Annotated in this window: 14 protein-coding genes; 6 read left to right on the top strand and 8 right to left on the bottom strand. The window is 39.3% G+C overall.

Features of this window, described 5'->3' with window-relative positions; genetic code table 11:
* Nucleotides 1-1,565: 1,565 nt before the first annotated feature.
* The gene (locus IFO69_RS06265) at nucleotides 1,566-5,894 is read left to right on the top strand and encodes a hypothetical protein (RefSeq protein WP_192009220.1); all 4,329 of its coding nucleotides are present in this window, start codon (nucleotides 1,566-1,568) and stop codon (nucleotides 5,892-5,894) included.
* A gap of 99 nt (nucleotides 5,895-5,993) precedes the next feature.
* Entirely contained in the window at nucleotides 5,994-7,022 is a 1,029-nt protein-coding gene (gene pheS, locus IFO69_RS06260; RefSeq protein WP_192009219.1) for a phenylalanine--tRNA ligase subunit alpha, read from the top strand.
* 68 nt (nucleotides 7,023-7,090) lie between these two features.
* Here the strand turns inward: pheS and IFO69_RS06255 are convergent, their stop codons facing one another.
* The 6 genes from IFO69_RS06255 to IFO69_RS06230 form a co-directional block, all read right to left on the bottom strand.
* Nucleotides 7,091-8,491 carry a peptidylprolyl isomerase gene (locus IFO69_RS06255; protein ID WP_225444028.1) on the bottom strand — a complete coding sequence of 467 codons (1,401 nt, stop codon included), beginning with the start codon at nucleotides 8,489-8,491 and terminating at the stop codon, nucleotides 7,091-7,093.
* Nucleotides 8,484-9,293, bottom strand: coding sequence for a peptidyl-prolyl cis-trans isomerase (locus tag IFO69_RS06250; RefSeq protein ID WP_225444027.1), 810 nt, complete (start codon nucleotides 9,291-9,293; stop codon nucleotides 8,484-8,486). The genes IFO69_RS06255 and IFO69_RS06250 overlap by 8 nt, the downstream gene beginning before the upstream one ends.
* Nucleotides 9,294-9,348: 55 nt before the next feature.
* Entirely contained in the window at nucleotides 9,349-11,367 is a 2,019-nt protein-coding gene (locus IFO69_RS06245; protein ID WP_225444026.1) for a peptidylprolyl isomerase, read from the bottom strand.
* A gap of 91 nt (nucleotides 11,368-11,458) precedes the next feature.
* A complete protein-coding gene (locus IFO69_RS06240; RefSeq protein WP_192009216.1) occupies nucleotides 11,459-11,875 on the bottom strand; it encodes an ATP-binding protein in 417 nt (138 codons plus the stop codon).
* The gene (locus tag IFO69_RS06235) at nucleotides 11,865-12,209 is read right to left on the bottom strand and encodes an STAS domain-containing protein (RefSeq protein WP_192009215.1); all 345 of its coding nucleotides are present in this window, start codon (nucleotides 12,207-12,209) and stop codon (nucleotides 11,865-11,867) included. Before IFO69_RS06235 ends, IFO69_RS06240 begins: the two co-directional genes overlap by 11 nt.
* A 34-nt stretch (nucleotides 12,210-12,243) precedes the next feature.
* Complete coding sequence (locus tag IFO69_RS06230) at nucleotides 12,244-14,304, bottom strand: GAF domain-containing SpoIIE family protein phosphatase (protein WP_192009214.1); 2,061 nt, start codon at nucleotides 14,302-14,304, stop codon at nucleotides 12,244-12,246.
* A gap of 81 nt (nucleotides 14,305-14,385) precedes the next feature.
* On the opposite strand from IFO69_RS06230, the gene IFO69_RS06225 reads away from it, so the two are divergent.
* Nucleotides 14,386-15,102: a DUF4197 domain-containing protein gene (locus IFO69_RS06225; protein ID WP_192009827.1), complete on the top strand. Its 717-nt coding sequence runs from the start codon at nucleotides 14,386-14,388 to the stop codon at nucleotides 15,100-15,102.
* A gap of 17 nt (nucleotides 15,103-15,119) precedes the next feature.
* Here the strand turns inward: IFO69_RS06225 and IFO69_RS06220 are convergent, their stop codons facing one another.
* Together IFO69_RS06220 and hemW are read right to left on the bottom strand one after the other, a co-directional pair.
* Nucleotides 15,120-15,434, bottom strand: a complete 315-nt coding sequence (locus IFO69_RS06220; protein WP_192009213.1) for a DUF721 domain-containing protein — start codon at nucleotides 15,432-15,434, stop codon at nucleotides 15,120-15,122.
* Nucleotides 15,435-15,457: 23 nt separating this feature from the next.
* Nucleotides 15,458-16,582, bottom strand: coding sequence for a radical SAM family heme chaperone HemW (gene hemW / locus IFO69_RS06215; protein ID WP_192009826.1), 1,125 nt, complete (start codon nucleotides 16,580-16,582; stop codon nucleotides 15,458-15,460).
* Between the two features lie 50 nt (nucleotides 16,583-16,632).
* Between hemW and IFO69_RS06210 the strand changes: the two genes are divergently transcribed.
* From IFO69_RS06210 to IFO69_RS06200, 3 genes are read left to right on the top strand one after another with little or no spacing between them, the layout of a single operon-like run.
* Nucleotides 16,633-18,357 (top strand): BamA/TamA family outer membrane protein, encoded by a 1,725-nt coding sequence (locus IFO69_RS06210; RefSeq protein WP_192009212.1) that lies wholly within the window; start codon nucleotides 16,633-16,635, stop codon nucleotides 18,355-18,357.
* Nucleotides 18,320-19,468 carry a DUF4271 domain-containing protein gene (locus IFO69_RS06205; RefSeq protein ID WP_225444025.1) on the top strand — a complete coding sequence of 383 codons (1,149 nt, stop codon included), beginning with the start codon at nucleotides 18,320-18,322 and terminating at the stop codon, nucleotides 19,466-19,468. The genes IFO69_RS06210 and IFO69_RS06205 overlap by 38 nt, the downstream gene beginning before the upstream one ends.
* Nucleotides 19,469-19,514: 46 nt before the next feature.
* Nucleotides 19,515-20,288, top strand: a complete 774-nt coding sequence (locus IFO69_RS06200; protein ID WP_192009211.1) for a uroporphyrinogen-III synthase — start codon at nucleotides 19,515-19,517, stop codon at nucleotides 20,286-20,288.
* The last annotated feature ends 17 nt before the right edge of the window (nucleotides 20,289-20,305 follow it).

The following is a 20,305-nucleotide window of genomic DNA, read 5'->3' as shown; positions in this document are numbered from 1 at the left end:
CCAATACTCCATGGTTACCTTTTAAACTTCACTTGGCATCCTTTTTTGTCTTCCCGAAGGACGGGAAAGCCACGGTTTTAATAAGGCTGACCTACAACTACCCTTCAACATCTTAGCAATAACCCTCGGATAGATCGGGTACTTCGCCTACTTTCCTTGGGATCAAACAGGCTTCTCACCCAAATTATCTTCGGATTTCACTCGGTAGTTTCCGAGGGTGATCCGAAGGAGATCCGAAAGAGATCCCTGAGTGATCCGAAGATTATTCTGTTTTCTCCCAAATATAGGTCTAGCTAGTGCAAGGGTTATGTAAGCAGAAATGGGCAGGAACACCTGAATTCCATCAAGGCATCACTGCCATCAAACCGGAGCAAGTGAAAAAGTTGGGGGATATTTGACCAACCATTATTTTTGAGGTAAAAAGAAAGAGAGTGGACAAGGGTTTTTAGGATTGTCTTTTGTCGGAGGGTATACTGGAGTATTTTGAGACTAGCTCCATCGCTCAAAAGCAAGATGGACTATTACATCGGCCTAGATGTAAAGAATAAATATTTACATAATCTAGAGGCAAAAGGGTTTTATGAAGTTCCACTGTAGAGGATTTTCGCATCCGTGGAAAGGCCTGTTGCCTGAAGGTCAGGTGACGCAGATGGAAGGTTGAAGACTGTCTAAAATTTATGCTTGAAATCCCAGGAATATTGATTGATCCTTTTTTCTTTCCGGTTTTGAAAAGCGTTTTTGTTGTTTACTTTATAGCTTTCAATAATTGTAAAAATGACTTTTAAAAAAATAGTTGTGCTTTATGATCGATTATTTTAATTGGTGATTGAAAACTATATGTTAAAGATTTAATATTTGGATTTTGATTATTTTGGTTATTAAAAATTTTGATAAAATACATTTGCCTCCGTTGAAACGTTGTTTGTTGATGATTTCGTAAAATTTGCATCTGATTTTATTGTTCTATTATTTTTTCATAATATTAAGGTGCTTATAATTGTCAAATGTGTAAAAATTTTCAATAAATCTTATTTATATTTCAAAATTTGAATGGCTTTATTACCTTTGGAGCACTATAAAGCTAAAAGGGCTGAACATACTGTAGGATGTTGAAATTGGCAGACAAGCCCTCCTGTCTCGGGGGTGGAGATTCTGGGATAAAGCACACATAGAGCTCTTGTGTTGCCTAACTTCTCCGTGGAGGTTCGAGTCCTTCTCCTACAGCTTTTCACTACATTAAATAAAAGAGGATGTTTTTATGGCATAGGAGGATGGGAAACCATTGAGCATAAAAACGTTCTCTTTTTGCTTTTTATATCCTTAAGTAATTGAAGGGCTCCATTAAAGTGGTACGGCTTTTGAAACTTGATTGTGGGTTTTAAAGAAGAGTCCATAGTGAGAGTTCCTGATTTCTGGACTTCAGTGATTTAATTTGTCATTTGATAGGAACATGATCCTCATTCCCCATGACAGCTAATGACCAAGATCGGATACGAGCTTAAATTTATCTTCCCCTCTTCTTTTTAAACTTAATTAATTTTATTTTGCTTACTATATGATTGTTTATGGCAAAAAAGGATACAAATAAAAAGAAGCTTAGAAAATCCCAGAGGAGACTGATCCGATTTTTTGCCATAACATTGTTCTCTTTGGTTTTTCTTCAAGTTGGACTCTATTTCGGTTCGGATTTATTGTTAAGAAGCTACGTCCAAAACAAAGTGGATGAAGCTTCCAAAGGGAAGTATGAGGTTAATTTTGATAGATTTAACCTTTCCATTTTTCAAAGAGGCTTTTATTTCAAAGGGTTTACCTTGGAGCCCACTAAGGCTTATGAGGATTCAGTAGGTCAAAAGGCAATCTATAATGTACAGGTTCCTGAAATTGGGGTTAAAGGCATTGGCTATAGCTTCAGCAAAGAGGTTTTGACTATAGGCAGTATCAGGTTTGTGAAGCCTTCCATGCAGACCAAGCAGGAGTTTTCTGATCTTGACAGCATTCAAAGCTCAAGATTTGATCAATTCCAAGAAGATATAAAAAAGTCTTTGGCCAAAGTCAATTTGACCGAAATAATTATTCAGGATCTGTTTATTGATCAGGCGGACTTGCTGATAGAGAATTTTGTGAGCCAAAAATCCATTAAGGCGGAAGAAACTAATTTTCATCTCAAGGAAGTACTTTTACTGAACCCAAGGTCAAAACCGACCCCGTTTAATGCACTGGGTTTTGATTTTAGCTTGGACAATTTTGAATTGTTACTTTCTGATAGTGTCCATACTCTCAAGGCAGTTGAGATAGAAGTGTCCTCTTTGGACAATCATTTGAGGACAAAGCAGGTGACCTTAACACCTGACTTAAGCAAAAAACAGGACATCTATTATAGCATGAAACTGCAAGACTTGGAGCTGACCGAGGCGGATATCAACCAGGTTTTTTATACATCAGATGTTGAAGTAGGTGGTTTGAAGTTAGAACGGCCTGAGTTTTTGGTCTATTCTGAGCTTTCTTCCCAAGCTGGTGAAAAAACGATTGATGGTTATGATTTGTATCCTTTGATAGAAGATATTTTGGCATCTATCAGCATAGACAGCCTTGAAATTAAAGAGGGAAGATTTTTGCAACGTGGGATAGAGGACGAATATAAGAACAGGATTGAAGCAGGGCAGATTGATTTTGAGATGGATCAGGTCTATATTGGCCCAGATGAGGAGAAAAAGAAAGGGCAGTTTTTTTATGCTGAAAATGCTGAGCTCAGTCTATCTACCGTGAAGGTAGTTTTGGCCGATGATGTCCACTGGATCACTGGGGATAAAGTTTATGTGTCTTCTTATAATGATAGCGTGATGGTTGTGGGGGCAAAAGTAGAGCCCTTTCGAGAAGTAGAGGAGGACATTACACTTTTTAGAGTGGCCATTCCTGAATTTAGCTTGGAGAGAGCAAACCTAAAGAAAGTGTACAGCGAAAGTATTTTGGATATCAAAGAGGTGGTACTCAGAAACCCATCGGTCCAATTTGAGAATATTCGAAAGAAGTCCGATGTGGGAATGGAGGGGCAGACCATAAAAGAACTAACAAAGGATTATCTTAAGGCTATCTATATTGAAAGGCTGGCGCTGATTGATGGGGATATGGTGCTGAATAATAGACTCAAGATCAATAAGGACAGTGTTTCGTTCAGAAAGGCCAGTCTGGTCTTGGAAAACTTTGCTGTTGATGAAACCATAGAGCAAGATTCAAGTTCAAGAGTGTTTTTAGCCGAGGCACTACAGTTGGAATTGGATGGTTATGCGATGAAGCTAACTGATGACCTGCACCTCTTTAGAGCAGATAAGATTTTTGTGGATACAAAGGAGAAATTCCTGAAAATAGAAGGGTTTAGTTTTGAACCTTTGCAGCCTGATAAGATTGCAGAAAACTTACAGAAATTGGGTAAACGTACTGTCATGGAAGTGCATGTACCTGAGTTTTATATCAGAGGAGTAGATATACCCAAAGCTTATTTTGATGGTATTCTGGAAGTGGGCCAGGTGGAAATCCCATCACCCGACATCAAGTTGACTCGATACATGGCCAGGCCGGAGAGTCAGGACAAAGTAGAGATCAATGACCTATATAATTTAGCGACGAGTTATTTTTCCTATGTAAGAATTGATTCGGTGAATGTGATAGAAGGTTCGATCGGGTATGATAATTTTGTTCGTGACAGGATCCAGACCTTTGCTGAGAATGACGTTTCCATTAGGGTAAAGAAGTTTTTGATTGATAAGAATGTCCCTCCCAGAGAGGCGGAAACTTTTTTTGCGGAGGAACTGGATATTAGTTTGAACAACTATGTATTTAACTTGGCCAATGGCAAGTACACCATGAGGGCGGACCGAATCAGCTATAATTCTTCCAGCGATGAGTTGATTACTTCTAATGTACAGCTAAGACCTAGAAGAGATTTGGGTGTAAAGGTGGCCATAGGAGCTGATATTCCCACCTTGAGCTTCAAGGGTGTGGATATGGAGCGTTTCCTTTTTGAAAACACTTTGTCTATGTCTAAGGTTAGGCTGGCAGATGCTGAGGTTAACCTTTATATTGACAGGGGGACTGAAAGTGATAGCTTGGGAAGAAGGCGTCCGGCTAGAAGAAGCAGGAATTTACCCAAGACACTTGATGTCATCAGCATAGATACTGTAGAGGCCTCCAATGCGACATTTAATGCCATTCACAGTAATGAAGGAGAAGAAAGATCCCTGATCAGCACGGGTGTAAACTTATCTTTTTTAGGTTTTCTTTTGGATTCGGCAAAACTGAGTCAAGGGGACATTGTTGGCTTTTTTAATAACATGTCCATTGAAATAGATGACTTTAACCTGGCCTTGAACGATAGTGTCCATACCCTCAGTTTTAATAAAGTAGAACTAGATACCAAGAGCGAAGAAATTCAGTTTGATAACCTAAGGGTGACCCCTCTTACTTTGAAAGGTAAACCAGGAAAGCCTATTATTGAAGCTTTTATACCAAACGTAACCCTTAGAACTACATCCCTCACGAGTTTTCAAGAAACAGGGGATTTTGATATTCAACAATTGATATTGAACCAACCTGATATCAGTTTGTACTTGGACAAAAAAGGAGTAGAGACAGCCACAAATAAGAATGATAAACAGGTTGTTCAAGATGTGGTAAAAAGCCTTAAGATTGATGATTTTAAATTGGAGGGAGGTAAGCTCAGGATCAAAGAAAAGGAGGATTCGACAGGTCGTCAGCAGAGTTATGTAGGTTTGACTGTTGCATTAAGCGATTTGAGTTTTGATTTGTCCCAAGCATCGGGATTTGATAAACATATCTTCCTCAACAAAGACTTTCTCGTGGAGTTACCTAACTATGAGATCAAGCTGCCAGATAGTTTGAATACTTTGAAGGTAGGATTGGTGATGTTGTCCAATGATAAGATGGTGCTAAAGGATGTAACCTTAATGCCAAGGTATGGACAGTATGAATATGTCAGAAAAGTAGGCTCACAGACCGATGTGGTCAAGGTGAAGTTGCCCGAAATTGTTTTTGACGGAATTGATATTGAAGAATTGATGGATGGCAGGGAGATTTTGGCAAATCAAATGCTGGTAAAGTCTCCAGATATACATGTATTCAGGGATAAAAGGGTTCCGTTTAATGAGGATATCTACCGACCCATGCCCCAAAAGCTGATGAAATCCTCAGGTATAAAAATGGAGTTGGATTGCCTGAAAGTGGAAAATGGTAAGGTGGTTTATGAAGAATTTCCTGAAAAAGGAATGGTGCCTGGCAGGATCCAGTTTGATTCATTACAGGCTTTTATAGCCCCTTTGCACCTAAGTAAAAAGGAAGGAGATTCATTTGGAATAGAAGAGAGTAATTTGAAAGCATCTGCTTTGATTAATAATAGTGCTCCAATTGACCTCAATGCGGTACTCTATTATGAGGAACCTTACCCAATGGATTTGGAAGTGAGGGTGGGTGAGTTTGATCTGAGAAGTATCAATACCATTTTAGAAAGAAACGCTTTTCTAAGGATTCGGGAAGGAATGGCCAGGCCGTCTACTTGGTCAATTCATGCAGATGAGAATGTGGCCACTGGCAAAATGCAGTTTTATTATAATGGCTTGAAAGTGCAGCTTCTCAATGACAGGACTTTGGAAAAAGCAAGGGGCAGAAAGGCCATGCTGAATTTTGTTTTGAATGCTTTTGCGGTGAGAGGTAACAATCCTAGAAAGCTGTTCAATCGATTTGTAGAGTCAAACATTTATTTCGAAAGGGATACAAGAAAGTTTATTTTCAATTATTGGTGGAAAACTTCCCTTTCTGGTTTCAAAGGTTCCTTGGGATTAGGAGAGGCTGGGCCTAAGAAAAAAGACAAGAAGCAAGAATAGCCCTTTCGTGCACACCAAAAAAATGAAACCAATCACGTTATTATGTGGTCATTAAATGATAATCTTTTAGATTTGCGTTTCTAAAACAGAAATATCTCTATGCATCAGGATAAAATCGAAGCATTAAAAGCAGAAATAGCACAAGCTGACGCCGGTAATTCGGATGAGCTTGAAGCTTATAGAATGCGATATATTAGCAAAAAAAGTGTGGTAGGAGAGCTATTTGCAGCCATGCGTGACATCCCCAATGACCAAAAGAAAGCTTATGGTCAGATGGTAAATAGCGTCAAGCAGGCGGCAGAAGCAAAGTTTCAGGAATTGATCGATAAGGTGAATGCTGGGAATAGCCAATCCAAATCTGCGGATATTGACCTGACATTGCCAGCCACCAATGTGCCTGTAGGGGGAATTCATCCATTGACATCAACCAAGCAGCGCATTATCGAGATATTTGAAAGAATTGGCTTTAACCTTTCAGAGGGGCCTGAGATCGAGGATGACTGGCATAATTTTACTGCCCTGAATTTTCCTCCGAATCACCCAGCTAGGGAAATGCAGGATACTTTCTTTATAGAAAAGAACCCGGATATTGCCTTACGAACACATACTTCTTCTGTTCAGGTAAGGGTAATGGAAAACCAAAAGCCTCCCATCAGAACCTTGTCTCCAGGTAGGGTTTTTAGAAATGAAGCCATATCCGCAAGGGCACATTGTATCTTCCATCAAGTGGAGGGACTTTATGTAGATGAGAATGTAGGTTTTGCAGATTTGAAGCAAACGTTATATCATTTTGCCAAAGAGATGTTTGGGAAGGGAACCAAAGTGAGGTTCCGTCCGTCCTATTTTCCATTTACAGAACCTAGTGCTGAAATAGACATCACCTGTTTGCTTTGTGGTGGAGAAGGATGTAATGTATGTAAAGGAACAGGCTGGGTAGAGATTGGTGGTTCAGGAATGGTCGATCCCAATGTTTTGGAAAACTGTGGTATTGATTCTGAGAAATATACTGGTTTTGCTTTTGGCATGGGGATCGAGAGAATCGCAATGCTGAAATACCAGATCAAAGATTTGAGGTTGTTTACAGAGAATGACATTCGATTCCTGAAACAGTTTAAACCGTTTTTATAGGAGTTATATCCAACAAAAAAGGGAGCCAATTAAATGATTGGCTCCCTTTTTTGTTGCTTTTAACTTTTTCACTCCTTGAGTGCATTACATCGGTCATAGTCTGGATCAATGTCTATAAATACTTCCTCTTTGGCGATTTTGAACCAGTCTTCTAAAGCTTTAGATTCTTTTTGCTTTTTGGCGGCAGCTTTGAGTTTCTCATAATCATCCTCTAGATTGGCCCTATGAGCAGGATATTTATCCTTATAAAAGAGTAACCTAACGGCTTTTTCAGCTTCTCCCGATCTTGGGTTTTGCTGCTCATACCTGATGGGTTGACTTAAAGTGCCTACGTTCATGGTATCCAAGGTGAAGAAAAGGATAGGGTCTTCCAAGGTTCTCAAGTTAAGTCGGTTGGCTCCAGTGGTAGGATCGGAGAAAAAGCCTCCGTTATCAGAAGTACCTCTGTCATCGGAAAAGTCCTTGGCAGCTTTTGCAAAGCTAATACTGTCCAAAGCAATTAGGTTTCTCAAGCTATCCAATTCTTTATAAGCAAGGTTAACGTCCTCCTCAGTTGGACGAGGTTTGATCAAGATATGTCGGGTATTGAATGATTCCCCTTTGATTTCCAAAAGCTGGATAAGGTGAACCCCAAATTGAGACTCAACTGGTTCGCCTATTTCACCTTGTCTTAGGCTTAATGCCATAGATTCATACTCGGGAGCTAATTCGCCTTTTCTAAAGAAGCCAAGATCACCTCCTTGGGCTTTGGATCCGGGGTCTTCTGAGTATTTTCTGGCCATAGTGGCAAAGTCAGTCTCACCATCCAAGATTTGCTGTTTGATGTCATTCAGCTGTTGGATCACTCGATCTTTTTCTTTTCTACTGGCCTCTGGTTTTTTTACAATTTGGCCTACAGAAACCTCCTGGGAAAAGAACGGGAGGGAATCCCTAGGGATTTGATTATAGAATTTTCGGACTTCAGCAGGAGATACGGCCATATTTTGGGTGATATTGGCACGCATCTTACCGATGATCTTCTGCTCTTTGATCAGGTCGTGGATTTCGGATTTTAGCTGTTCGGCCGTTTTTCCATAAGCTTGCACCAAAGCTTCTTCATCTCCGCCCATTTGCTGCAGTACCATGTTGAACCTTTGGTTGGTTTCCAGGATCACTTCAGCGTCTGTTACGATTACGGAGTCGATTTCAGCTTTTGCCACCATCAGTTTATTGATCAATAGCGATTCGAAGACATCACACCTGGATGGTGCTTCAAAGCCTTGCTGGGATTGGGAAATGGCTTCAAGATAAGCTTTCTGTACGTCGGATTCGAGAATGATGTAATTGTCAACTTTGGCTACGATTTTATCCAAGACTTGCCCAGAAGGTTTGGGTGCTGGTGTACTTGTACTGTCTGTGTCCTGTGCCCGGAGACCCATGGATACCAAGCACAACAAGCCAATTGCCACTATTTTGGTAATATTACTCATATATTTTAAACTCATTATTTTCCTGTGCTCTTTGATAAACATTGTTTTGTAGTGTTTCTGCAAGGGTTACTTTTCTTTTATTGATAATAATCTTAGAAATTTCATCTTTGACAAAATCCACAGGAGGAATTTGGTCCTGAAGCTTATATTCTAAGATTTTGAAATAATAATTAAACGCGTCATCCTCTACCTTGATCAGGTTATTCCCACGGGTCAATAATTGAACTTTGTTATTGTTCTCTGCCAAGGGCGTATTGATAATGATTTCATCAAAATTTACCCAAGTGGAATCTTCCAAGAAATAGTTGGAAGCGGATTTAATGGCCAAATCCCTCAAGTCCTGGCTGGAAGTTTCCCCTTGGCGCTTCATTAACCTTTCGGCTTGTGCATTCTGGGAAAGACTTTTGTCCATTTTGATGTAATTGGCCCGAACAATGATTTCCTTCAAAATGAAGTTGTCTTTGTTGTCCTTATAGTACTGATTGATCTCGTCTTCTGATATTTCCCGGTTAAGGTGCTTTTCTATGTATTCTTTTTCATATTCGTAGACGATCAATGCATACTTATAATCCAATAATTTTTTGTCCAGCTCAGCTTGGCTTAATGTAATGTTCTTGCCCGCTTCCCTGATCATTACTTGTTTCTTGATCCAGGACTGTAAGTATCTCTTGGCCAAATTGGCACTGTCTTCCGGATTGGTAGTTTCCTTGGTAAGGAACTCCATATCTGCTTTTCGCAGATAGTTATTGTCCACGGAGGCTACAATAGGATTATCCTTGCTGTCCTCTTCTTCCGTTTTCATTTTGAAATAATGACAACCTGTTAGAGAAAAGCAAAGTACCCCTATCAGGATACGCTTAGTTTTGTGTAACGACGATATCGGCAATTCTATTTTTCTCATCCTCATTTATCTGGATGATATAGTTTTCTTTTAATAAACTGATTAAGTTTTGGTCCAAAGATTCTTGATAATCCTGAATTACCTTGCCTTTGGTCTCGTTTAATGCTTTTGGCCCAGCAGGGAACTGCTCGCCCAAGAGGACAATATAAGTCTTATTGTCTACTGTAACCTGCTGTAATTTCTTCTGTAAAGCCGCTTTCTTCAATACAGGATGGTCAGCGTACTCATAAGTTCCTTGATCAATGCTGAATTCAAGCGGAGAGTGGTCCTTTTCCAAGTAATTCGTGAGTTCGCTTTTCAACTGGGAATTGTAAGGTTTATCCGTTAAGAATTCTTGAACAGGCGATTTGACAGAAGTCTTGTTGATTTTTATGATCAAAGCCTGTACCCTGTCTTTCCATTGGTATTGGTCTTGATGTTCTGTGAAGTACTCTTGAAGACCTGCAGAGTCCTTTAAAGCCTTTTGCCACACCATTTCATTCATCAAATTGAACAGCAAAATTCCATCGCGGTATTCCTTGATCAATAGCCTATAGTCTTCATTGTTGGCCAAGAGATCCATCTCTTCGGTTTCTGCCAAAGAAGTTTCAATAAACTTATCAAGCCAAGCTTTGAATTGGTTTCTTTGGGAAGGTTTGATAACTACTTCATCTGCCTCAATAAAGCTTACCAGATCAGATACTTTTTTTGGCTTTTCATTGATAGTGAAAAGCGTACTGTCCATCAGGTTTTTATCTGCTAAAATTTGATGTGCGTTACTGATTCCTCCGCTACTTTGTTTCATGGAACTAATGGAGGCATTGATGATAGCGGTGTTTTCTTTAAAATTGTATTTCGACTTTTGAATAGCTATAACTTGGGATTGAATCAGATCAGATCTGCTGTCCCTTAAGATTTTGGACTTAAGGCTTTCTTCCATTTCCTCATAAGAAGCAATGGGTTTCTTCTCCTCCAATCGAATGATATGATAGCCATAAGGCGATTTTACCGGAGCGCTGATCTCACCTTCTTCACGTAAAGAAAACGCGGCATTTTCAAATTCTTTGATAAAAGCTCCTACGCCAAACCAAGGAAGGTTTCCGCTTGAGTTTTTGGTGGCATTGTCTTCTGAATAGGCTTTGCAGACTTCATCCCAGCTTACATCGTCTTTTTGTAGCTCTGTATAAATATCTGTGATTTTACGTCTTGCCCTGTCCTCTGAAACAGGGTCGGCTGGATCAGTCCTGACAAGAATATGAGATACTCGAACTTGACCGGGGTTTGGCTTTCGATCAATCAGCTTGATAATATGGTAACCAAAGCTGGTCAGTACTGGATCAGAGACCTGTCCTTCTTGAAGCTGGTACACGGCATCTTCAAAGGCGTAAACCATTTGCAAGGAAGTAAAATAACCTAAATCTCCCTGATTTGTAGAGACAGAAGGGTCTTGGGAATATTCCAAGGCGAGTTCACCAAAGTTTTCCCCGCCTTCAGCTTTTTCTTTTAAGTTGATGGCCATTCGCAAGACAGCAATGGAATCCTCTTTACTGGCATTGGGAGGGAACCTTAGCAAGATGTGTTGTGCGTGAACGACTTCCTGCATTCTGGAATAGGCTTTTCTCAGTTCCCCTTCTTGAAGGGAGTTTTCAAGTAGATAGGGCTTCTTCAAATCCTCCTTGAAGGTGCCAAACTCCCTAACAAAGTCTTCTGACTCATGCATGCCCAAAGCTTCAGCTTCTTTGACTTTTAGCTTGTAGTCAATGAAAAGCGCTAGGTTTTCCTCAAATTCTTCGGGGCTTAGCTTTTCTCCAGTTTGGTTAAAGTCCCTGTTTTTGGACAGCATATGCAAAAATTCCTCTGCAGGAACATTTTCGTTGCCTACGGTAAGGAGATACTGCGGTTCATCACTTGGAGAAGTACTTTGATTGACCTGAGTCTTAGGTGAGCAAGCCAGTATCATCCCCATGGCCAAAAAGCCCAGATATGTAGTTTTCATCTTATTTTGCATGCCAAAAACAATATGCAATGTTACAAATTTTAATGAAGAAAGTGTGGTTTCAATACCGATATATGGAAAGAATTAACAATTATTTGGAATTCAATTGTTTGATCAATCGGCATATGTGTTTGGCGGGGGTACTTTCTATTTCAATCGTGTCCATGATTCGTTTGACGAGCCTGATTCCAAGCTTTCCTTTAGATTTACTTCGAATAACTTCTTTGAGGTCGGGTTCGACGTAGTCAAGCATATTGAAAGGCTCCCCTGTATCTATGATTTCAAAAATAATACTTTGGTCAAATTGCTTTACCTTAATGTTGAGGTGATTGGAAGGGTTGCAGCTATGCGAATGGATCATTCGATTGGCACATACCTCTTCCACTGCCAAAATCAGTTCGTTTTTCAAAACCTCTGAGAATTTGGCTGAAGAAAGCTCCGCGTCAAGGAAATTCCTCAGTTCCGCAAGCTTGTTTTTTTCGCAATATAAGGTCAGCTCATGCTTCATTTATGGTCTTTAGCGCGTCTTCTTTATTTGCTTTAAGGGTGATCAACTGGTCTAGGCCAAGGATATGGAACACATTGGCCACTTTATCCGAAAGACCAAAGATTAAAAATTGAATATCCTTCTCTTCGAAATCTTCCAAATAAGACATAAATACACCTAGGCCGGCAGAAGAAATGTAATCCAGGCCACTTCCATCCACCAAGATGGTTTTATAGTTAAGAGATAAGACTTCTTTGATCTCATCATCCAGCTCCACAGAGTTGCTGGCATCCACCTGCCCATCCAAAATCAGTGTAACGTGCTCTATGTCTTTTTGTTTGTCTATTGATAACATATGTGATTATACGCTTAGGTTCAGCTAATGTTCCTTAATTGAATTTGATGACCATTAAGGAATAGTCATCATCAGGCAAGGCTGATTTTCCAACAAAATCATATACAGATTGAATGATGTTGTTTTTGATCATTTCTGGCTGATTCTCTTTATTTTGATTCAAAACTTCTTTTAACCTGTCATAACCAAATTCCTCACCATTTTGGTTCTTCGACTCTACAATTCCGTCTGTATACATGACCATAATGTCTCCGCTAACATATTGTATAGTCCTTTCATGCAGGTAGTTTGGGTATTTTCTGTTTCTGACGATTCCAAGCCCCATTCCTTCCAATGAAACAAATGAAGATTGATTTAGCTCCTTACTATAATAAAGTGTAGGACAATGTCCTGCCCGGCTGAAGGAAATTGATTTTTTGTCTGTATCTAAAACATAATAAGTTGTCGTAATGAAATGGTTTTTAGCCAGGCATCTGCTCAAAGCGTTATTGGCTCTGGTGAGGAATTCTTTTGGGCTGAGATCAAGCTGTACCAAGCTGTGAAAGACACCTTTCATCTGAGACATATTGAAGGCCGCAGAAGTTCCCTTTCCTGAAACATCCCCTATAATCAAAGCGAAACGATGATTGTCAAACTGAAAAGTCTCATAGTAATCCCCTCCGACTTCATCTGCAGCTTCAGAGAAACCTACAATATCAAAATCCTTATTATGGTGCAGTTCTGAAGGTAAAAGGCTCCTTTGTACCCTTTGGGCAATTTTGAGCTCTTCCTTGTACCTTTCGTTTCGGATAGCCTGGTTCAGTAAACGGTGGTTTTCCACGGAAATACTGGCTTGGCCCACAAAGGTGACCATGATGTTAAGCATTTCCTTATTGAAGCCATTTTTAACTTCTTTAAGCAAAAATATATTGCCCAAGAGTGTTTTATTAACCCAGATGGGGATAATCAACGCGGACTTATAAAGTTCATGTTCAATAAACCCATTGGCATAGTCTTGGGAGGTTTGGCTCAATTGGTTCAAATATTCACTGAATGATTTTGATTTCTGGATCAGCTCACGAACTTCCTTTCTGGTTTGATTAGTGATAAACCTCTGGTGCAAAGTCTGAAAGTTTTTGTCGTCATCCATAATTTCCAGCCAAGCTGCATCGGCATAGGCAGCACTCATGCAGCTGTCCATCAAAATATCCAGTACTTGGGTTTCATTTTGCCCAGGCTGGATAGATTGGCTTAACTTTTGAAAGTTAATGGCCTCAGTTAGTTTCTGCTCAAAAACCGAAGAAGTTGGAAGATTGAAAAGCGTGACCAATAAGCTGAAAAGGGAATAGGTGATGACAAATCCAAAGAGCCCCAACAGGAAAAGGTTGTCCGTTAGACTGACTATAATATAGCTGGAATTATCGTACCCAAGTACTTGGAAAAACAAGAAGGTCCCTGTGACTAGAATAATAAAAAAGAAAAGGATGGACTTCCATTTATCCTTAAATGTAAGGTAAGGAATCCACTTTAAATTAACTGAAAGTATGATGCCCAAAATCAATAGCAATAATAGACCAAAAAGGAAGGTAGAGCCAAAGCTGTTTTTGTTAAAATAAACATAAAACATACTGACCAAAAGCATGACTTCATATATTTGCCATTGCTGAACAATGTTCTTGTTCTTTTGGTACAAAATGAGCTTTTTCCATAGCAGCGTGCATGAAATCAGGAATATGGTGATCATTCCAAAATTAACATGGTAAAAGAAATTTGCCAATAATGGATCTGTGGACAATCGGGTATTTCCTAGGATGATATAGAATACTCTCGTTAACAAGGAGGTTCCTAATGCCATCATCCCGGTGGAAGCAGCCCGCCATATAAGCTGGATGAAGTTATTGTTTTCATTAAGTTCTATTGATCTTGAATAAAATAAATAGACCAAGATGAAGAAGATAATTTCAAGCGTATAGGTGATTTCTTCAGCTATTCCTAGGTTCATCTGGTTGACCTTGCCAAATAATCTCAGTAGGTCAACAAAAAGCAAACCCAACCAGGTGAGCATAGACACCAGGAGAATAATCTTTCCGATATTTATATTGGGAAGTTTGACCATTGATAAAAAGCTACACAATTATACGTAATGTCGCTCAAATATCCTGAATGAAATAAAATGATATTAAAACCAACTATGATGATGAAAAACAAATTTGGCTCTTTTCTACTTGCAGTGTTATTTTTCATGATGAGCTGCACCACAGCGGAAGTCAATAAATTTATTCAAGGAGCCACAGAAGCTAGCTTGACAGAAGCCGATGTAAGCAATGGACTGAAAGAAGCGTTGGTAAAAGGAGTGGGGACTGGAGTGGAAAGTGCATCCTCAGTAGATGGTTTTTTGGCCAATGACTTGATTAGGATTGGCTTGCCGGATGAGGTACAAAAAGTAGAGTCAACTTTGAGAAGGATAGGTTTGGGTTCTGAAATGGACAAAGTGATTACTACAATCAATCGTGGAGCAGAAAATGCGGCCATAGAAGCGAAGCCCATTTTTATCAATGCGATCAAGCAATTGACCATCAAGGATGCTTGGGATATCTTAAAAGGTGAAGATGATGCTGCAACCAGTTACTTGCAAAGAACAACAACTGATCAATTAGTAAGTTTATTCAAGCCCCATGTGCAGGAATCACTTGATCAGGTTGGAGCAACAAGATACTATGGGGATTTGGTAAGCACTTATAATAATTTTCCAACCACCTCAAAAAAATTGGATCCTGATTTAAATACCTATGTGACCAATAGGGCAATAGAGGGATTGTTTAAGTTGATTGCTGAAGAAGAGAAAGCGATTCGCGAAAATCCTTTAGAAAGAAGCAGTTCATTGCTCAAAAGGGTGTTTGCTGCTCAGGATTGATCAGTTGGCGAAGGTGTCTATAAGAAATGAATATCCTCTATGGCGCCTTTGCCGAATTTATCCTCTATGATCTGTAGGACTTTGCTTTTGTTCATCATCAATTCTTTTTTGATGGGGCCAGAGCTAAGTTTTACATAGAGCTGTTTATTCTTCGCGTAGATAGAGGAAGTACGGGAAGCAATGGAATTGCCCATCATTTCTGTCCAAGCACTGACGATTTTTTTTTCGTTAAAGCGGTCTTTCAGTTTATAGGCTTGGAGCAACTCTTCAAAGGCTTCCTTTAGTGGAGTGATTTCCTTTTTACGTGGATTATAATCCTTGTACTTCTTCATAACTTAAAGGTAGTAAGTATATTTTACACAAACAGCTTTCCAGCAATATAGTCTGCCAAAAGTTTTCCTTGTTTGGTCAATAGGAGATTTTCCTTTTCTATCTGTATCAGTCCATCTTCTAAGAAGAACTGGATGTCAGTGGATTTTGAAGCCAACAAGTCTATCCCAAATTGTCGTTTTACTTTTTGCAGGTCAGTCCCCCAAATGGTCCTCAAGGAAGTCAAAACGTATTCATTGAGAATATCCGATTGACTTAACTCGTCTCTTTCAGAAAGCAGGTGATCTTTTTGGAGGGCTTTGATGTATTGGACATTATTGGAAATATTGTGCTGTCGGGTTTTTCCATCAAATGAATGTGCACTTGGACCAATTCCCAAGTAAGGAATGCCTTTCCAATAGTTGGTGTTATGAATAGCAAATGCTCCGGGCTTTCCAAAATTGGAAATTTCATATTGAACATAACCGGCTTTTTCCAGATAATCCTGCATGAGCTCAAATTGTTCCGCTCCAAAATCTTCAGAAGCAGGTATAAATTTCCCCTTCTGGGACCAGTTACCTAGCGCTGTGCCAGGCTCTACAGTGAGGCAATAGCTGCTGATATGCCCTGGGTCAAGCGCTATGGCCTCCATGAGATCCGACTTCCAAAGATCATGATCGACTTGAGGAAATCCATACATAAGGTCAATGGATATTTTCTCAAAACCTGTATTACGGGCCCTTTGAATACATTTTTTGGACTCTTCAGCATTATGGCTTCTATTATAGAACTTCAATACTTCATTGCTAAAACTTTGTATCCCAATACTCAATCGATCAAATCCCAATGACTTAAGTTCATGGAGCTTATTCTGGCTGAGGTCATCAGGATTGGTTTCAATGGTGATCTCTTCCAAGTCAAGCTTGTAATGTATGTTGATGGTTTGTAAGATGGCTGAAAGCTCAGCTTCATTTAATAATGAAGGGGTTCCGCCACCAAAGTAGATGGTTTTGATCAGGGTTTGACTGCCCAGATAGTCTTTTCTTAGGGTCAATTCCTTGCAGATCATTTGCACCATTTCTTCCTTTAACTTGGTGTTGGTGCTGAAATGAAAGTCGCAATAGTGACATGCCTGCTTACAAAAAGGGATATGGATATAAATTCCTGCCAAAATGATTACTTTTATCCCACAAAGATAGACAAAATCAACGGTAAGCATTTTTGAAAGTTACATTCATTATATCCCTATTGGTATATCTTCTTCTTGCCCCCAATGCATATGGGCAAAAAACTTATTTGTTGAAATATGAAGTTCGGGGTTCATCTTTTCAAGAAGGGGAGAAGTTTTTTAGGGATTCTCTTGAAGGGCATAGCTTTGTGAAATCGAAAATCCATGCATTGCAAGAAGAAGGTTTTCTAATGGCAAATGTGATGGGGTCAATTTGGAATGATAGTTCCAGAAGTGTGGTTATCAACACAGGTGAACAATATCATTGGGTGGAACTGGGAAAGGGAAATCTGCCCGGTCATTTACTCAGCCAAGCAGGATACGATCCCAAAACATTTAATCAAAAGCCCGTCTCACATCAGAAAGTGGTCAGGATGTTTGACCGGATATTGTCAATTGCAGAGAATCAAGGCTACCCATTTTCATCGATCAGCTTGGATAGCATCAGTCAATCTGAAAATCAACTAAAGGCCAGTCTTTACTATGAGCAAGGTCCAAGAATCACATTTGATAGTATACAGGTCATAGGAGATGCCAATGTCAAGTTAGGCTTTATTCAAAGAAAACTGAATATTGTTCAAGGAGAGCCTTTTTCTCAGAAAAGAGTAGAGGAAGCAGTGGAGGTGATCCGGAAACTCCCTTACCTCAAACTGTTGGCACCGCCCAAGATAAGTTTTCAAAACAGTGAGGCGACAGTGTACCTATATTTGGCCAAAAGGAAGGTGAATTCAATAGATGGTATTATAGGTTTTTTACCAAATGAAGTAGAGGAAAATAAGTTATTGGTGACGGGACAATTTGATTTGGGTCTTATGAATGTAAGTGGGAGGGGTAGAAATTACTCTTTGCATTGGCAGCGCCTTACCCAATACAGTCAAAATCTGGAAATATCCGCTTTGGAGCCCATGGTTTTGGGGTCAGTTGTTGATCTCAGCGCGTCTTTTTTTTTGCTTAAGGAAGATACGACTTTTATCAATAGAGACTTTCGGTTGGGATTTGGGTATCCGTTGAGTCCAAAGGTATATTTGGATTTTTTTACGAGATGGAAATCTGGAGACTTGTTATCAGTACCTGAATTGGGAGAGACTTTGCCAGATGTTTTAGACTATCGTTATCATAATTACGGGCTTTCATTCCAGTATGTAAGCCTTGATGATGTACTAATGCCTAAACGCGGGCTGAGGATTGTTACTGAAGGGGGAATTGGAAATAAAAAAGTACTTCAGAATACCGGGATTCCAGAAGAGCTTTACAATGACATTGATGCGGAGTCGTTACAGTTTTTTGGGGAAATATCGGTGGAACAGTTTTGGCAATTCAGTGGCAGAATGACAATAATGGGACGCTTAAGAGCTGGAGAGCTTGCAAGTGATAATATTCTTGAAAATGATATGTACCGCCTGGGGGGATTGAAGAGCATAAGGGGTTTTAATGAGAATTTCTTTTTCACAAACCGATATGTTTATGCTAATTTTGAGCCTAGGTTTTATTTTGAAGAGAGCTCTTATTTTCTGCTTTTTGTAGATGTGGGAAGGTTGGAAAAATCATCAGTTGGATCAGTGAGGGTGGTAAACCATCCACTTTCTTTAGGAGGGGGGCTAAGCTTAAACATATCTGGAGGAACTTTCCAATTTATCTATGGAATGGGAAAATCCAATGAACAAAAGATGGGAATAAACTATGCTAAAATCCATTTCGGATATATTGGAAGATTTTAATTTTATGAAGCTATTTGCAAGGCTGTTTTTATTTTGTTTTGGTTTGTTGATTGTTGCGACTGTCCAAGGACAAGTACTGGAGAATTATAATCCAAAAATAAGTATAAAACACAAAGGCGGTTTGCTGCCTTCTCCAGTGATGGCGGCTGTGGAACTTGACATTACGGATTTCCCAAAAGCCTCTTTTGATATCCAAGTGCCAAAGGAGTCTGCTGTTTTTTTAGGAGATAAACTTTGGTTTTACACCAAGTCGGATACCAACTTCATTACTTCTATGAAGACGATTGAAGGGTTGATACAGAGTGATTCCCTTGGCAAAGTGGAGTTGTTGATCTATAAAAGTGGAATTGATGAAGATGCCATTTCAATCAAGAAAGGTATTTTTAAGAAAGCCAGTGGGGTGACCGAGGGAAAAAACGCAGAAGGGAACCTTTTAAGGATAAAGGATGAAGTGAAGGACTTCTTGATTGTGGCTTTGATCGTGATATTGGCTTTGGTAGCGATATTTAAAGTGACTTATCCCTTGGTTTTCCAATCAGCACTTCGTCCAGTAGCAGTTTTTTCTGATGAATTTTCCGACTCAAGCAGTGGAGGAAAAGTGTTTTCCTCAGATGTTTTGTTTTATCTATTGGTGTTTAGCATGCTGGTTTCCTTGTTTATCATGTCTGCCATCCATTTTATGGATGTGCCTTTGCTAGAAGAATTTTTGGAGGGAAATCTAAATTATTTATTCTTGGTCTGGCTATCGGGAACGGCTATTTTCATGGTTTTGTCATTCCTTAAATATTTTTGGATCAAATTATTTGCGGTGATTTATCAACTTGATCGACTGGATTTCAGTCAGTTCTTTTATTTAGTTCGAGGCCTTCTTATTGTGTTATTGTTTTTATTTGTAGTGATTTTTGGATTTTATTTGCAAGGCACCACCGCTATGGACCAGATAATGAATTATGCGGTGACATTGTTTCTTTTAGTTTATTTATTGGGCATTTTTAGACTTTTTTACTTAATGTTAAAAAAAGTGCCTTTTAAAAGTTACCATTTATTTTCTTACCTTTGCACCTCTGAAATGGTTCCATTTCTATTGATTGTAAAGATAGTCATGGGCTGATCTCAGGTAAATCAACTAGAGAAAACAAAAGTAGAAAAAAGACAATATGACAAAATCTACCAAAGACAGATTTCGGCCGGTGAAGAGTATTTTGGTTTCTCAACCTCGACCTTCAGACGCAAAGTCTCCGTACTTTCAGTTGGCCGAAAAGTACAATCTCAAAATCGATTTTAGACCTTTCATTCAGGTAGAACCGGTTTCTATCAGGGATTTTAGAAAGCAGAAAATCGATATTTTAAAGCATACCGCAGTCATCTTTACGAGTAGAAATGCCATTGACCATTTTTTTAGTATCTGCCATGAGCTTAAAATCGAGATGCCAGCTGATATGAAGTATTTCTGCATTTCAGAGCAAACAGCTCATTATTTGCAAAAATACATTGTGATCAGGAAAAGAAAGCTTTTTGTTGGGGTGAGAACTGCAGCCGACCTATTTGATTATTTCAAAAAGCACAAGGGAGAAAAATATCTATTCCCTTGTTCTGATATCAGAAAAGATGATATCCCAGAGTACCTGGCAAAAAATAACATAGAATTCACAGAGGCGATAATTTACCACACAGTAGCTGCGGATTTGTCAGATTTGAAGGATATCAAATATGATATTTTGGCGTTTTATAGCCCATCTGGAATCAAGTCTTTGATCCATAATTTTCCGGATTTTGAGCAGGGGTTTACCCGAATAGCCGCTTTTGGACCAACGACTTCAAAAAGTGTAAGGGATCAAGAACTTACTTTGGATATAGAAGCACCAATGCCTAATGCACCAAGTATGACGGGGGCGCTGGAGTTATATATTAAAAAAGTAAATAACGTCTAAAAAAACTCAACATTTAT

The sequence above is a fragment of the Echinicola arenosa genome, from assembly GCF_014841125.1.
GTDB lineage: Bacteria > Bacteroidota > Bacteroidia > Cytophagales > Cyclobacteriaceae > Echinicola > Echinicola arenosa.
This window is presented reverse-complemented; position numbering and strand designations above follow the sequence as displayed.